This window comes from Rhodococcus sp. ACPA4, assembly GCF_002300185.1.
GTDB classification, from domain to species: domain Bacteria; phylum Actinomycetota; class Actinomycetes; order Mycobacteriales; family Mycobacteriaceae; genus Rhodococcus_F; species Rhodococcus_F globerula.
The window spans coordinates 1,960,372-1,974,768 of the sequence record NZ_NSDY01000001.1; the positions used below are offsets into that span (position 1 = coordinate 1,960,372).

The 14,397-nt window shown below is 61.5% G+C and carries 12 protein-coding genes and 1 tRNA gene; 8 read left to right on the forward strand and 5 right to left on the reverse strand.

All coding sequences use genetic code 11. The annotated features are described in order from the left end of the window. Positions 1-5: 5 nt before the first annotated feature. Entirely contained in the window at positions 6-983 is a 978-nt protein-coding gene (locus CJ178_RS08925) for an isopenicillin N synthase family dioxygenase (protein WP_045070488.1), read from the reverse strand. A 19-nt stretch (positions 984-1,002) separates the two neighbouring features. Next, the gene (locus CJ178_RS08930) at positions 1,003-2,229 is read right to left on the reverse strand and encodes a nitrate ABC transporter substrate-binding protein (RefSeq protein WP_257013069.1); all 1,227 of its coding nucleotides are present in this window, start codon (positions 2,227-2,229) and stop codon (positions 1,003-1,005) included. 208 nt (positions 2,230-2,437) lie between these two features. Between CJ178_RS08930 and CJ178_RS08935 the strand changes: the two genes are divergently transcribed. From CJ178_RS08935 to CJ178_RS08950, 4 genes are read left to right on the forward strand one after another with little or no spacing between them, the layout of a single operon-like run. Then, on the forward strand, positions 2,438-3,220 hold the full coding sequence (locus CJ178_RS08935) for an ABC transporter ATP-binding protein (protein WP_033231143.1): 783 nt from the start codon (positions 2,438-2,440) through the stop codon (positions 3,218-3,220). Then, positions 3,217-4,080: an ABC transporter permease gene (locus CJ178_RS08940; RefSeq protein ID WP_095886554.1), complete on the forward strand. Its 864-nt coding sequence runs from the start codon at positions 3,217-3,219 to the stop codon at positions 4,078-4,080. The genes CJ178_RS08935 and CJ178_RS08940 overlap by 4 nt, the downstream gene beginning before the upstream one ends. 36 nt (positions 4,081-4,116) lie before the next feature. Next, positions 4,117-5,163, forward strand: coding sequence for an isopenicillin N synthase family dioxygenase (locus CJ178_RS08945; RefSeq protein WP_095886555.1), 1,047 nt, complete (start codon positions 4,117-4,119; stop codon positions 5,161-5,163). Positions 5,164-5,212: 49 nt separating this feature from the next. Continuing rightward, a complete protein-coding gene (locus tag CJ178_RS08950; protein ID WP_045071140.1) occupies positions 5,213-5,857 on the forward strand; it encodes a GntR family transcriptional regulator in 645 nt (214 codons plus the stop codon). Between the two features lie 76 nt (positions 5,858-5,933). On the opposite strand, the gene CJ178_RS08955 is transcribed toward CJ178_RS08950, so the two are convergent. Beyond that, positions 5,934-6,007 (reverse strand) — tRNA-Met (locus CJ178_RS08955). A gap of 444 nt (positions 6,008-6,451) precedes the next feature. On the opposite strand from CJ178_RS08955, the gene CJ178_RS08960 reads away from it, so the two are divergent. Further along, positions 6,452-7,006 carry a transglycosylase family protein gene (locus CJ178_RS08960; RefSeq protein WP_095886556.1) on the forward strand — a complete coding sequence of 185 codons (555 nt, stop codon included), beginning with the start codon at positions 6,452-6,454 and terminating at the stop codon, positions 7,004-7,006. A 98-nt stretch (positions 7,007-7,104) separates the two neighbouring features. Here CJ178_RS08960 and CJ178_RS08965 read toward each other — a convergent pair whose 3' ends face one another. Then, positions 7,105-10,062: a UPF0182 family protein gene (locus CJ178_RS08965; protein WP_033231490.1), complete on the reverse strand. Its 2,958-nt coding sequence runs from the start codon at positions 10,060-10,062 to the stop codon at positions 7,105-7,107. A 147-nt stretch (positions 10,063-10,209) separates the two neighbouring features. On the opposite strand from CJ178_RS08965, the gene CJ178_RS08970 reads away from it, so the two are divergent. After that, positions 10,210-10,812 carry a PPA1309 family protein gene (locus tag CJ178_RS08970; protein WP_033231147.1) on the forward strand — a complete coding sequence of 201 codons (603 nt, stop codon included), beginning with the start codon at positions 10,210-10,212 and terminating at the stop codon, positions 10,810-10,812. A 7-nt stretch (positions 10,813-10,819) separates the two neighbouring features. Here CJ178_RS08970 and CJ178_RS08975 read toward each other — a convergent pair whose 3' ends face one another. Next, a complete protein-coding gene (locus CJ178_RS08975; protein WP_179300731.1) occupies positions 10,820-11,866 on the reverse strand; it encodes a YlbL family protein in 1,047 nt (348 codons plus the stop codon). Between the two features lie 91 nt (positions 11,867-11,957). Here CJ178_RS08975 and CJ178_RS08980 point away from each other — a divergent pair, with 91 nt between their 5' ends. Then, a complete protein-coding gene (locus CJ178_RS08980; protein WP_033231148.1) occupies positions 11,958-13,388 on the forward strand; it encodes a zinc-dependent metalloprotease in 1,431 nt (476 codons plus the stop codon). 109 nt (positions 13,389-13,497) lie between these two features. Continuing rightward, entirely contained in the window at positions 13,498-14,391 is an 894-nt protein-coding gene (locus tag CJ178_RS08985; RefSeq protein ID WP_095886557.1) for a hypothetical protein, read from the forward strand. Positions 14,392-14,397: the final 6 nt, after the last annotated feature.

Sequence of the window (14,397 nt, forward strand, 5' to 3'; positions counted from 1 at the left end):
TCGGCTCAGCGGGCGAAATTGGCATTCACGCGCTGGTAGAGATAATCCTCGGCGGTGATCGGCGGATACTTCCCGGCCGGACCTTCGATCATGATGTCGCGGTTGGCCTGCGCGAAGAAAGCCAGGCTGTATCTAGGGCCCCGGTAGTCGTTCAGGCCTGGGCTCTTGACGCGATGAAAGTTCGACGGCAGCACATCGTCGCTCCATCGCATCAGCATGTCACCGATGTTGCAGGTGATCGCTTCCTCGGCAGGTTCCACCGACGTCCATTCCTGGGTCTCCATCTCCTTACCAGGGCACAACTGCAGCCCGCCCTGACCGTCGCGCTGAAAGAGCAAGGTCAGGCAGTCGAAATCGGTGTGCGCGCCCGCGCGCCACATTCCTGCGACATCGGCATCGGGAGCGAGCGGGAAGTAGTGCAGCAACCGGAGGGTGCTCTGGTAACTGGTCACCGACGGATCGTGGGCTTTCGCAAAGAAGTCCCGCTCGAATCCGAGTTTGTCTGCGAAACACGAGAGCAGGGCCATCGCGACGCCCCAGCACCGTGCCTCGAAATCGAGAATCGTTTCGCGGAAGCCCTCGAGTTCGTCGTCGGTGGGCCACAGGTCACCCATGTGGGGGCGGGTTACCTGGTAGGACTCCTTCTGATCGGGCGTCCCGATCGACGGCCGCACTTGCGACATGCTCTCCCAGCCGGAATTGAATCCCTTCTTGAGTGGATATCGGGCCTTGACCTCATCGGGTAGCGCAAAGAAGTTCTCCGTGGCAGCGAACGCCTTGCGAACCTCACCGATGTCGATTCCGTGGTTGACAACCTGAAAGAATCCGATATCGGTTGCAGCCGACCATAACTCGTCCGCTATCTCGCTGCGGCGGTTCTCGAAGTCGGAGAGATCGATCCGTCGCACTTCGCGGTCGGTTGTTTCGGTACCGAGGCCGCCCATACGGCTCTCACGGTTGAGTTCGGTCATCTCGTACGTCATGATTTTTCCAGTCTCCTGATCAGCGGATTCCGATGGACGGGTTGGTGAACTTGTTGGTGTAGATCTGTTCTGCGGTCAGTGAATCCGGAATCGCTGCACCGCCGGCCACCAGAACGGGCGTCAGGTCGGCGACGTTTCGGGTGACTCTGGCCATGTCATAAGTTCCTACCGAACCGTCAGCCTCGTTTGCAATCAGCCCTTCGTCTTTCAACATCTGAGCACTGAAGGCAGCCTCGCCCTCGGTGTATGGACTGAACGAAATATCCTGGGAGACAACGTCGACGATCGCGCTGTTGGCCGCGGCCGGATCGGTGATGTAGTCGGCACTCGCTTGCTGGATGATCGGAACCAATTTGGTCAGGCAGGACGAGAGCGATTCTACTTTGTCAGCGCGGACCGACACATTGGACGCATAGATGTCGAAGCCTGAATCCTTCAGCAGGTCAAAGGAAACCGGCTTGTCCCAGGCCGGCGTCTCGTTCTCGTACGTGTACGGTTCGGAATTCGCGAATCCCTGCTGCGCAATGGTCGGGTCGCCGACGAAGCGCGACGGTGCGCCGTCGTAACTCGTGTCGAGCTGAGACTGCTTCAACAACCCCTTCGCAACCAGCCACTGCGGGAACAACTGTTCCTTGGACACCACGACGCTTGCATCGGTCTTGCCGATGTCGGCAACACTCTTCCAATCAGGGTGCGACGTAGGGTCCCACATCACGATTGCCGGACTGTACTTGAGTAGTGGAGTCACCGCCATGACGGGCTGACTCGCCGACGCGGCGATCACCTGGTCACCATGGATCAGACCCAGCGTGATCGAATCATCCACGTACATCTGAGAACTGACGGACTGGAACCCGATCGCCGGGCCACCTGCCCGAAGTGTGAGATCGACGCCGGTGTCCTTGCCACCCGCGACCAGAGTGCCACTGACCGACTTGTCGTCCGTGTCGACGGTGTATCCCGGCCCGAGCATCTCGAACAGCGCGCCCATATCCGACTGCGGCTGCCATTGCAGCTGCACTACAACGTTTTCCGGACACGCGCCGGCTAGTGTCTGCGCATCCGCAGCGGGCTCGAGCGCTTCCGACGCAACCGCCGTGTCGGCGTCACTCGAACTGCATGCACTCAACCCGAATGCAGCGAGCAATGCGAGGGCAATACTGGCGGTTCCCACGGTTGTGCGTTTGGAATTCACGGGTTCTCCTCGAAATGAAGGGACTCTGACTGCAGTGACTCTGACTGGCATGCAGATTGGGAATGAGCAGAGTCTGTAGCACTTCGATTACATGCAGATGCCGCTTTGTTTCTCGCAGGTTAATCATTCGAGATAACCGATTCACCTGCAATGTCACAATCAATTAACACTGAGAAATCCGCCCGACATACATGCAATCCACACTCAATCCCATCAGAACGCAGATATTTTGCATGCATCACACGATCCGGAGGCACGGATGAAACTCGCAAACACGATGCAGGACACCGACGCACGCAGACTGACCACGTCCATGCAGATGGCCTTCACCGATGTAGTGAAGAAATTCGACACCGGCACGGTGGCACTGGATGGCATCAATCTCGATGTGCGCCGTGGCGACTTCGTGGCCGTGGTCGGCCCGTCCGGCTGCGGCAAGTCGACACTATTGCGCATGGCAGCCGGCCTCGAGCGTCCTACCAGCGGATCCGTTGCCCTCGACACCGAATCGGTTGGCTTCATCTTCCAGGAGCCGACGCTGTTACCTTGGCGAACAGTGCAATCCAATGTCGAGTTGTCGGCCGAGTTGGGCGGCGTGTCCAAAGCCCTCCGTCGTGAACGCGCCGGCGAAGCCATCAACGCTGTCGGCCTACGAGACTTCTCGGGGCAATTGCCCAATGCACTGTCCGGCGGCATGAAGATGCGAGTGTCTCTCGCGCGGGCTCTGACCTTGGCTCCGGAGGTCATGCTCCTGGACGAGCCGTTCGGTGCTCTCGACGAAATGACGCGCCTCGACATGCAGGTCGAACTTCAACGGCTTTACGCGGACAAGGGATTCACCGCTATGTTCATCACGCATTCGGTGTCCGAGGCGGTGTATCTCGCCAACAAGGTTGTCATCATGACCGCGCGACCTGGTCGCATCCATTCTGTCGTCGACATCGGCTTCGGTTACCCACGCAGCCCGGAACTGCGGTACGACGCCCGTTTCACCGAATACGTCGCCGAAATTTCGGCCAGTCTGCACGGGAGCCTCCGATGACCGAAGCACTTACACTTCGCCGCGAAGTAGTAAGCACCACAGCAACTTCCCTACCCACGCAGCTCTGGAAGCCACGCCTGAAGCGGATCGGGAGCATGATCGCGTTTCCCCTTCTCTCGTTGGCCGGCGCCCTCGCGCTCTGGTCGATAGTGAGCAACCTGGTCCTCTCACCCGAACGCCAGTTCATGCTGCCGCCCCCAAGTCGGGTGCTCACCCAGTCGCTACTCGACTGGAAACACCTCGGTCCGATGCTCGAAGCGCTGGCCGTCACCGCGCAGGTCGCGGCGGTGGGATTTGTCGTCGCCGTTGCAATCGGCGTCGGAACGGGTGTACTGATGAGTCAGGCCAAGTGGATCGAGCGGATCGTCTACCCGTATGCCGTTGTGCTTCAGGTCATTCCCATTCTCGCGATAGTCCCGTTGATCGGCCTGTGGTTCGGCTACGGCATGACCGCCCGCACGTTGGTGTGTGTACTGATCGCGGCGTTCCCCATCATCACCAACACCCACTTCGGTTTGCAGTCCGTGGACCGGGGACTGCATGAACTCTTCACCCTCGGACGCGCATCGCGCTGGGATCGGCTGATAAAGCTCGAACTGCGAGCGGCGATGCCTGCCATTCTCACCGGCATCCGCACCGCGTCCGGACTTGTTGTGGTCGGTGCCATTATCGGCGACATGTTCTTCGCAAAAGGACAACCCGGCATCGGCACCCTTCTCGACGTCTACCGCAGCCGACTTCAGTCCGAGGATCTGATCGGCGCGATCGTCATTGCTTCACTGTTCGGTGTCCTGGTCTTCTCCGCTTTCGGATACCTCTCCCGCATTCTGGTCGGTAAGTGGCACACGTCCGGACGCTGATCGACCTACTCCCCATCGAAACAAGGACCTACTGACATGAGCTTCGAGATTCCCACCATCGACATCAGCCCATACGTCGCGAACTCGCCGGACGAGCGCCACGACGCTGCCCGCTCCGCCGTCGCTACCGACCTGGACCGGGCTTGCCGCGAAGTCGGCTTCATTCAGATTGTGGGACATGGAATTCCACGCGAATCGATCGACGGACTGGCCGGCGCGCTGGACGAGTTCTTCGCCCTGCCCCTGGACGTGAAGAAGACGTACGCCCGCTCGTCGTCCGAGAACCGTGGATACTCTCCGCCGAAGTCGGAGTCGTTGAGCATGAGCCTGGGTGTCGCGTCCGCGAATATGATGAACGATTTCTACGAAGCCGTCGTCGTCGGAACCGAGGCCGCCGACTACCCGGACCTCGACCTCCCCGAATCCAGTTACGCCGCCAACACCTGGCCGGATGCGGCACCCGGATTCAGGCCTGCTGTCGAGCAATACTTCTCCCACGCACAGACTTTGGCTGCAATCCTGATGCGCGCGTTCACCGATGCGCTGGGATTGGAGCAAGGATATTTCGACTCCATGCTCGACCACTCGATCAATGCGTTGAAAATGAACAATTACGCGCTCCCCGAAAGCGAGATCGCGCTGCCCGGCGAAATGACCGGTATGGGCGCTCACACCGACTTCGGGATACTGACCATCCTCTGGGCAGATCAGGTGCCCGGCCTTCAGATCCTGGGCGCCGACAATCTCTGGCATGACGCCCAACCAGCGGACAACGCCCTGCTGATCAATCTCGGCGACGCGATGGCTCGCTGGACCAACGACCGCTGGCGGTCCACGATTCACCGCGTCGATCCGCCGATCGTCGACGGTCGGATCATCAGACGGCGTTCTGCCGCATTCTTTTTCGACGGAAACTACGACGCCGTCATCGAGGCGCTACCGGGAACATTGCAGCCCGGCGAGGTCGAGTATCCGCCGATCACGATTGCCGAGAACATCGCGGCCAAGGTCGCAGGATTGAAAGGTGGGATTGCCCCAGGTGGGGACTTGCGAGAAGCCGAACGAGTACGCGCGGCCGGGTAATGTCAGCACTGTGCAAGGGGACCACGAAATCCATGACGAAGAAGAAATCATGACCACAACCGAACGTGCACCGCTGACCGAATCGGTACACGAGACTCTGCGAGAGCTCATCTTCTCCGGCGAACTCGCCCCAGGCACGCCGCTCAGTGTCCCCGCACTCGCATCCAAGCTGAATGTCAGTAGAACGCCGGTTCGCGAGGCCGTTCAGCAATTGATCTACGAGGGCATCGCGGTACACACCCGCAACGCCGGTGCGAAGGTCGAATCGCTCGATGCGGACTCACTGCGCGCGGTGTTCGAGGTCCGCGAGGTCCTGGACGGCCTTGCGGCTTTCAGCGCTACAACCCGCGCCACTCACGACATCGTCTCCCAACTGAACAAGATGGTCGAGGAACAACGTGAATTGTTGGACACCGCACCGGATCGGCGTCGCGATTCCGCGTTGGACCTCGAGTTCCACAATCTGATTCGGGAAACAGCGGCCAACGACCCACTCCGTGACGCTCTGCACCGCCTGGATGGTCAATCTCATCTGTTTCGGACGGACATGTGGGGTTCGGATCTGAACCGGCGGCTCGCCGTGGCCGAGCACGCCCGGATCGTCTCGGCCATCGAGACCGGTGACGCTGTTGCTGCCCGCGCCGCGGCGAGCGCTCACGTCGCGGGACTACTCGTCCGTACGACGCGCTGCTGAACACCGACACACACCAACACACACCGACAAAAAAGAACCGCCACACTGGATTCCAGTGCGGCGGTTCTTTCTTTAGTAGCGGGGACAGGATTTGAACCTGCGACCTCTGGGTTATGAGCCCAGCGAGCTACCGAGCTGCTCCACCCCGCGATGCATGGATAAAACTACACGAGCCGGTGAACAGAATGCAAATCGCCTGCGCCAGAGTCACATCCGAGCCCTGAACCATAATTTCCAGTGACCGGCTTCACAATTTCCCCGTGACCATCAACACATAACAGACGTGTAACGGAGTCACCTCGAATCCGCATCGCTGGGATCTGACCTGGCGATTGTCCGAATTTTCCGGACCGATACCGAACAGTCAGCTCGTAAAACTGTGAAGTGAACCTTGAAAGCAACTCCCGTACGGTCGATCCCGGCCCGAATCAACCGGGCGAACGCCGACCCGCCGCTGCCTGACTCTGCCCCGCGGGATCGGAACCCCCGAAACCTTCGAGGGGCAGAGACACGGAGAGAGAAGCGCCCGGGACGAAAGCATTACCTCGACCCGCAGGCCCGCCGTTGTCAGCGAGCGCGGAGAGGATTTACCCCATGTCTTACACCAGCATCAGCAAGCGTGCAGTAGGCACATTGGCCGTAGCCGGCGCCCTCGTTGCAGTACCCCTCACCATCTCCACCGGCACCGCATCCGCAGCCACCCACAACTGGGACGGCGTCGCAGCGTGCGAGAGCGGCGGAAACTGGAACATCAACACCGGCAACGGCTACTACGGCGGACTTCAGTTCTCGCAGAGCACCTGGACCGCCAACGGCGGCTCCGGCTCCCCCGCAAACGCGTCGAAGGAAGAGCAGATCCGCGTTGCCGAGAACACCCTGCAGTCCCAGGGCCCCGGCGCGTGGCCCAGCTGCGGCAGGCACCTGACCGTCGCATCCGAGGAGCAGGCTCCGGCGCCCGCACCGGTCGTCGAAGAAGCACCGGCCGTCGTCGAAGCACCCATCGCCGCATTCCAGATCCCGGCCGAGGTCAAGCCCGCCGCACAGCAGGCCTACGACTCCGCTCGCGCACTTGCCGACCAGTACGGTTTCGGCGCGCAGTTCCAGCAGCTCGCCGACACCAACCCGCAGGTGCTCGCAGCACTGCGCTGATACCGGCGTACAAGCACAACCCACAACGCACAAGCACAAACGCGAAGGCCCACCATCCGATTTCGATGGTGGGCCTTCGCGTTCTGCTACGACAACCCTTACTTCGGCAGCGCCTGGTAGGCGTCAACTGCCTTCTGCAGACGATCCAACGCCGCACCGTATGCAGCGAAGTCGCCGCTCTGCTGGGTAGCTCGCAGATTTACCAGCGCTGCATCGAGTTCCGCGACAACCGCCGCGGTGTCGGTCGGAGCCGGGGCCGGGGCGCCGGGCGTCGGATTGGTTTCCGTGCTCGTATCCGGAGTCGGGGCGGTCTCCGCCGTTCCACCCGGAGCCGTTGCCACACCGGCAGCACCGCCGTTGTCGAAGATCTGACCGAGAGCCTCGGCCAGTGTCGACGCGTAGCCGACCCGAACACGACCGGACACACCCGGTTCCTGGTAACTGGCCAGGACGCGAGAGAGCTGCGGGAACGACGTACTGGCGTTACTGCGTTCGGTATACATCGGCTCGACGTAGAGAATGCCGCCCTTTGCGATCGGCAACGCCAACTGGTTGCCGTATCGAATGGTGTTGGTTCTCTCGAGGATCGATTTCTCCGAACCCACTCGCGGATCCGAGATCATCGAGTTCTGAGACTGCGACGGACCCTGCGTCTGTTTGTCTGTCGGCAACTGCAGGACGGTGATCTTGCCGTAGTTCTTCGGATCCGAATCCACCGAAATGTGGGCCGAGAGGAACTCACGACGGAAGCCGACCATCGGGCTGATGAGGCGGAACGCCGGCTCACCGGTCTCCTGATCGCCGACCATCACGTAGAACGGCGGCTCGTTCTGGTTGGAACCTTCGACCGTCGGCTCGTTGGGTACCGACCAGAACGCGTTGTTGGTGAAGAACTCGGTCGGGTTGTCGACGTGGTACTTCGCCAACATCTCGCGCTGGACCTTGAACAGATCCTCCGGGTACCGGAAGTGCGCACGCAGGTCGTCGGAAATCGCGCTCTGCGGCTGGACGGTGTTCGGGAACACACCCTTCCACGCATTGAGGACGGGATCGTTGTCATCGACCTGGTACAGCGTGACCGTGCCGTCGTAAGCGTCGACGGTGGCCTTCACCGAGTTACGGATGTACGACACCTCCTTCTTCGGGAGGAGTCGGCCAGTGGTGGCGTCGACACTGTCGGCCACCAGGCCCTCGAGCGAACTGCGCTGCGCGTACGGGTAGTTCTCGAGCGTTGTGTACGCGTCGACGATCCAGACGATCTTGCCGTCGACAGCAGCCGGGTAGGCGTCGCCGTCCATTGTCAGCCACGGAGCAACCTGGCCGACGCGATCGCGCGGGTCACGGTTGTAGATGATCTTGGAATCGGAGCCGACCGCACCGGAGAACAGGATGTTGCGCTCGGTGTACTTGGCGGCAAACGCCAACCGATTGAACCAGTTTCCGATATCGACACCACCGGATCCGGTGTACGTGTACTTGGTCTGCTCGGTGTCGTACTCACGCGGTTCGGAGCCGCTCGCCCCACCGACGATCGCATAGTCCGCGGTGCCCTGAGCGATGACCTCGCCGTAGTAAACGCGTGGCTGATCGACCGGAATGACCTGCGTTCCTGCGGCCAACGACGCGATGTCGCTTACCGTGTAGATCGGGTAACCCGCGTTGTTGTTGGCTGCTTCCTTGGTCGGATCGAGGACTGGAGCGGTGATCCTGTTGGCCGGCGCTGCCACCAAGCCGTCGCCGTGTGTGTAGACGGTGTGCTTGTTGATCCAGTCCGTCTGGTTGCCCTGCAGGTTGTTGGGCGAGAGTTCACGCGCCGCAACGATGTAGTCCTGCATTTCGCCCGCGACCTCGTAGCGGTCGATGTCGAGCGACGGCGGGAATCCGTAGAAGTTCTGACGCTGCTGCTGCTGTGTGAACGTGGGCGAAAGAATGTTGGGATCCAGCAAGCGTGCGTTCGCAATGGTCGTGACGTCCGCCGGAACGTCGCGCGGAATTGCGGTGCCGTCACCCGAATACGGCTGATAGGTCACCTTGTCGTCGGTGATGCCGTACGCCTGCCTGGTGGCGGCGATGTTCCGCTCGATGTATGCGCTTTCCTTGTCTGCGGCGTTCGGCTTGACCGAGAACTGTTCGACGATCATCGGCCACACGGCACCGACCAGAACCGACGACAGCACGAGCAGAGCGACAGCCATCGCCGGAATGCGGAGATCCCGCGTGAAGATGGCCGCGAAAAACGCCAGCGCACAGATCACTGCGATGGACAGCAGGATCAGCTTGGCCGGCAGCACCGCGTTGATGTCGGTGTAACCGGGGCCTGTGAACGTTGGCTCCTTACGATCGCTCGAGAGCAGCGAGTACCGGTCGAACCAGTACGCAACTGCCTTGAGCAGGACGAAAGTTCCTGCCAAGACTGCCAATTGGATGCGAGCAGCCGTGGTGAACGTTCCCGCGCGACCGGCGAGTTTGATGCCGCCGAAGATGTAGTGCGTGAGAAGGTTCGCTACGAACGCCAGGAGAACCGCGACAAACAGCCAGTTCAGCACGAAGCGGTAGAACGGCAGATCGAACGTGTAGAAACCGACGTCGAGGTTGAACTGCGGATCGGAGATCCCGAACGAACCACCGTTGAAGAACAACTGGACCGTGACCCAGTTGGCCTGCGCGATCAACCCGGACAGCAGTCCGATTGCGATCGGGATGATCACACCGAACAGACGCAGACGCGACATGACGGTGGTGCGGTAGCGCGCGATCGGATCATTCGGACCGGACACCGGAACAAAAACGGGACGCGAGCGGTACGCGAGCATCATCGCCAACCACACGATGGCACCGACCACAACACCCACGACGAGGAAGAGCAGCGCGCGGGTCAGGAGAACCTTGGTGAAAACACCTCGGAAATTGACTTCGCCGAACCACAACCAATCGGTGTACATGCCGATCAGTCGCGGACCGATCAGCAGGAGTACCGCAACAATTACGGCTACCCCCAACAGGATTCGACTGCGTCTGGACAGAGAGGGTAAACCTGCGGGGGGCCGCATGCCCACGTGCCACGCTCCAAGATTCGGCGACGCCGAGGCGCCGCAACCGAGTGCATCGATCAGTGCAGCCATGCCCGAGTGGACTTGGCCGTTTCGGACCACTCTACGTAACAACAGTCACGGCGTGACAACACGAGGTGCAAGGATGAACGGGTGAGTGAAGAAAATCCGAACAGGTCACCGAAGGCGCTAGCCCGGTGCGTTCATGAAGTTGTCGACCACATCGACGCCGAAGGCTGGGATCAGCCACCCAAGTTGTATGCCCTGGTACCCACCGAACTGCTTGCCGCAGCCGAACCGGGCCTGCTCGACCAACTCGAGGACGGGGCCGAATACACCCCGATCGAACAGGAGCCACTCCCCGACGACATCATCGGCGGATCACGCGCACTCGACGAGTTCCTGGCCACGACCAATTGGCCCGACTCCGTCGAGGGTTGCATCCTCGTGCAGGAAATCGTGGTTCTGCCGCCCGCCGCGGAATCGGATCTCGACCATGCCGTCGAGCCGGTCTTGACCGACGAACACGCGGCTGACGAAATTGCCCGACTGACGGCCGACGCGCACCCGGACCGACGAGCGGCACGCCTGTTTGTCGGCGTCCTCCGCGACGGCCCGTCCCTGTCGCTGTTGCAGATGCGCCCGGACGAGGACGCAGATCCCTACGCCGAGCCGGCGCTTCTGACGTACGACGGTTTGGCTCCTCACATCGTTCATGCGTTGTACGCGACGCTGGACGAAGTCGAAGACGACTAGCAGAGGATTAGCAGCTGGGTGCTTCGCCGCCCGAGTTGAGGCTGTCGAGTGCGTCAACCGCGCCGGACAGGTTGTCGACCTTCACCAGTCGAAGCCCGTCCGGCGCGTTCTGTTTTGCCTCGTCGCAGTTCTGCGCAGGGACGAGGAACGTCGAAGCACCGGCGTCCGCGGCTGCGATGAGCTTGAAGCGGATTCCTCCGATGGGCCCCACGGTGCCGTCCGAATCGATGGTCCCGGTTCCCGCGACGAACTGACCTCCGTTGAGTTCACCTGGCGTCAGCTTGTCCAACAGCGCGAGGGTGAACATCAGGCCGGCTGACGGTCCACCGATGTCGGCAAGGTTGAACGTCACGTCGAACGGAACGTCGGGAACCTCTTCCGGCGTGATGCCGAGGTATCCGAGTTCGGGTTGGTTCGGCCGGGCTCCGACAGTCACGGGCACTGTCGTTTCGGCACCGCCGCGAATCACGGTGACCGGCACCTGCGTGCCCGGCGCTATCGCCGCAACGGTTTCTTGCACCGCACCGACGGTGTCGACGGGGGTATCACCGATCTTCACCAGCGTGTCACCTTCGACCAATGCACCACTGGCGGGACCGTCGGGAGTGACCTTCGTGACGGTCAACGCGACTGGCTTGCCCAGGAAGTTGAGTGCCGCGAGTTCCGCGCTGTTCTCGGACTGCTGGAAGTCAGCCGTGTTGGCCTGCTGAATTTCTTCCTTCGACTTACTCGGCGGATACACCTCGGCACGGGGAACCAATCCGTGCTCGCCGCTGGCCCAGAGACCAAAAGCCTCGAAGAGATTGAGTCCGTCACGAACGGAGACGGTGGTCATATTGAGGTTGCCGGTTGTCGGATCGAGTTCGGTGCCCTCGATGTCGACCACGGATTTCGTGACCTGCTTGCCGTCGACGGTGGTGTCGACTGTGCCCAGCGTGTTGAACGTCGGTCCCGGCCCGAGCGCGACGTACGGAACGGTGACGAGCGATCCGACGATGCCCAAGACGACGATGGGAGCTAGGGCGGCCAGGAGAGTCACGATCCGTCGATTCACCTTGTCCAGGGTAGAGCCATTGCCTCCGCTGTTCGCCATCAGCGTGACAGCGCGCATTACTCGAGGCCTCCAACCCTTGTACCGTTGAGGTATGAGCAACATGCCGTTCGGCTTCTCCAACTCCGACGACGATCCCGACCGTGACAAGAACGCGGCCGGTGGCAATCCCTTCGGGGGTGGTGACATGCCGTTCGGATTCGGTGCGGGCGGTGAAGGTTTCGACCCCGCACAACTCGGGCAGATGCTGACGCAATTCGGCCAGATGCTCAGTGGCATGGGTTCGTCGATGGGTTCCGGCGGATCGGGTCCTGTCAATTACGACGTCGCGAAGAAACTCGCGCGCCAGCAGATCGGTTCTGTCACACCGATCACCGAGGGCAACGTCAAGGCCATCGCCGACGCGGCCCACCTTGCGGAACTGTGGCTGGACGCTGCAACGACGCTGCCCGCCGGCGCCACCAAGACCGTTGCGTGGACGGCTAACGACTGGCTCGACAACACCATCGACACCTGGAAGCGCCTGTGCGATCCGGTCGCCGAGAAGGTGTCGGGGATGTGGGCTCAGGGCCTGCCGCCCGAGGCCGCTCAGATGGCCGGCCCGATGATGGGAATGCTCACGCAGATGGGCGGACTCGCATTCGGTTCACAGCTCGGCCAAGCTCTCGGCCAGTTGTCCAAGGAAGTGTTGTCCTCCACTGATATCGGCCTCCCCCTTGGCCCGGCAGGGACCGCCGCTCTTCTTCCCGCGGCCGTTCAGTCGTTCAGTGACGGGCTCGAACAGCCCAATCAGGAAATCCTGGTGTTCCTCGCCGCACGTGAGGCTGCTCACCATCGCCTGTACAGCCATGTGCCGTGGTTGCGCCAGCGAGTGCTCTCCACCGTCGAGGAATATGCCCGCGGGATCACCATGGACTTCTCGGCGATGGAAGAGTTCGCCAAGGATCTCGACCCGTCGGCTCTGGCCGATCCCGCCAAGTTGGAAGCCCTGATGCAACAGGGCACCTTCGAACCGCAGACCACTCCGGAGCAGAAGGCCGCTCTCGAGCGCCTCGAAACGCTGTTGGCTCTGGTCGAGGGCTGGGTGGAGACGGTAGTCACCGCCGGACTCGGTGAACGCCTGCCCGGTGTTGCCGCGATGAGCGAGACGCTTCGCCGTCGACGCGCCACCGGCGGACCGGCAGAGCAGACGTTCGCAACACTCGTCGGACTCGAACTGCGTCCGCGCAAGGTCCGCGAAGCCGCAACTCTGTGGCAGCGCTTGACTGCCGAAGCCGGAATGGAAGCCCGCGACGGTATCTGGTCGCACCCGGATCTGCTGCCTGATTCCAGCGACCTCGATGCCCCGACCTCGTTCATCGAACGTGTCACCGGTGGTGGCGAGTCCGGCAATTTCGACGATCCGATGGCTCAGCTCGAGGCTCTGCTGGCCAAGGAACGGGCCGCTGAAGAAGCCATGGACAAGACAAAAACGGACAAGCCGAAATCGGACAAGCCGGCTGACGACGGCCAGGACGACAAGTAAACCGAAAAGTTGCGATCCACGCTGAAGTGCAAGGTCAGCGCTTCGAAAGCCTGTGGATAACTACGATTTTCGCAATCCGGAGAGCTCAGCTCACTGTCACTATCGGTGAATGAGCACACCGAACACCACACGATCCGTGGGTCCCGAATGGGATCCACGGATCGTTGTTCTTCTGCGCCCGGACGGCCGGCTTCAACTCGGATGGCGCCCGGGGAAAGCTGTGATCCTGACTCCCCCTGACGGAATCGACGGCAGGGACCTGCAAGCCCTACTCCGCTTGATGGACGGACACACGAGTATCGCGACCATCATGTGGACTGCGACGGGGCGCGGTATCAGCGCCGCAGTGATGACCGAACTGCTCGCCGAACTCACCGCAGGCGGATACCTCCGGGCAAGTCGGGGCGAGCGCGCCGACACAGGATCGATTCGCGTCCACGGGCAAGGACCGCTGTCCGACTCCATAGCCCAGGCTCTGCGTCACGGCAGCTCTTCCGTCCATCGCTCACACGGCTACCGAAGCAGCCACGTCGTTGCCGGGTGGCGGAATGCACTTGTTGTCCTGACCGATGACGTGGTCACCGATCCTCGTCTATGTGCCGACCTCGTCCGGTACGGCATACCCCACCTTGCCGTTCACCTGCGCGACGGCTGCGGCGTTGTCGGGCCATTGGTGCTGCCCGGGCACTCGAGTTGTCTACGATGCGCCGACATCACCCGGGCGGCCCATGATCCGGACTGGCTGCACCTGGCGGCGCAGTTGCTCGGTAGCGCCGGTTACGCCGATCCCGCGATGATTCATGCGACCACCGCGCTTGCTCTGTCCGAGATCGAGTCCGCGATCAGTGCGTCCGAAGCGACGGCGCCGGTCAGCTTGTTCTCTACCCTCGAGATCGATCTTGTCCCATATCGCATCACGACACGTCGCTGGCCTCGACAAACGTCGTGCAGTTGCCATTACCTCGCACCCGTGACGGGCGCCGGTGGCATCCGTCAGACATGATGGTGG

What these genes read in the sequence shown, in the direction of transcription:
- CJ178_RS08925 (WP_045070488.1), bottom strand. Translation starts at nt 983, where the DNA reads ATGACGTACGAGATGACCGAACTCAACCGTGAGAGCCGTATGGGCGGC.
- CJ178_RS08930 (WP_257013069.1), bottom strand. Translation starts at nt 2,229, where the DNA reads ATGCCAGTCAGAGTCACTGCAGTCAGAGTCCCTTCATTTCGAGGAGAA.
- CJ178_RS08935 (WP_033231143.1), top strand. Translation starts at nt 2,438, where the DNA reads ATGAAACTCGCAAACACGATGCAGGACACCGACGCACGCAGACTGACC.
- CJ178_RS08940 (WP_095886554.1), top strand. Translation starts at nt 3,217, where the DNA reads ATGACCGAAGCACTTACACTTCGCCGCGAAGTAGTAAGCACCACAGCA.
- CJ178_RS08945 (WP_095886555.1), top strand. Translation starts at nt 4,117, where the DNA reads ATGAGCTTCGAGATTCCCACCATCGACATCAGCCCATACGTCGCGAAC.
- CJ178_RS08950 (WP_045071140.1), top strand. Translation starts at nt 5,213, where the DNA reads ATGACCACAACCGAACGTGCACCGCTGACCGAATCGGTACACGAGACT.
- CJ178_RS08960 (WP_095886556.1), top strand. Translation starts at nt 6,452, where the DNA reads ATGTCTTACACCAGCATCAGCAAGCGTGCAGTAGGCACATTGGCCGTA.
- CJ178_RS08980 (WP_033231148.1), top strand. Translation starts at nt 11,958, where the DNA reads ATGAGCAACATGCCGTTCGGCTTCTCCAACTCCGACGACGATCCCGAC.
- CJ178_RS08985 (WP_095886557.1), top strand. Translation starts at nt 13,498, where the DNA reads ATGAGCACACCGAACACCACACGATCCGTGGGTCCCGAATGGGATCCA.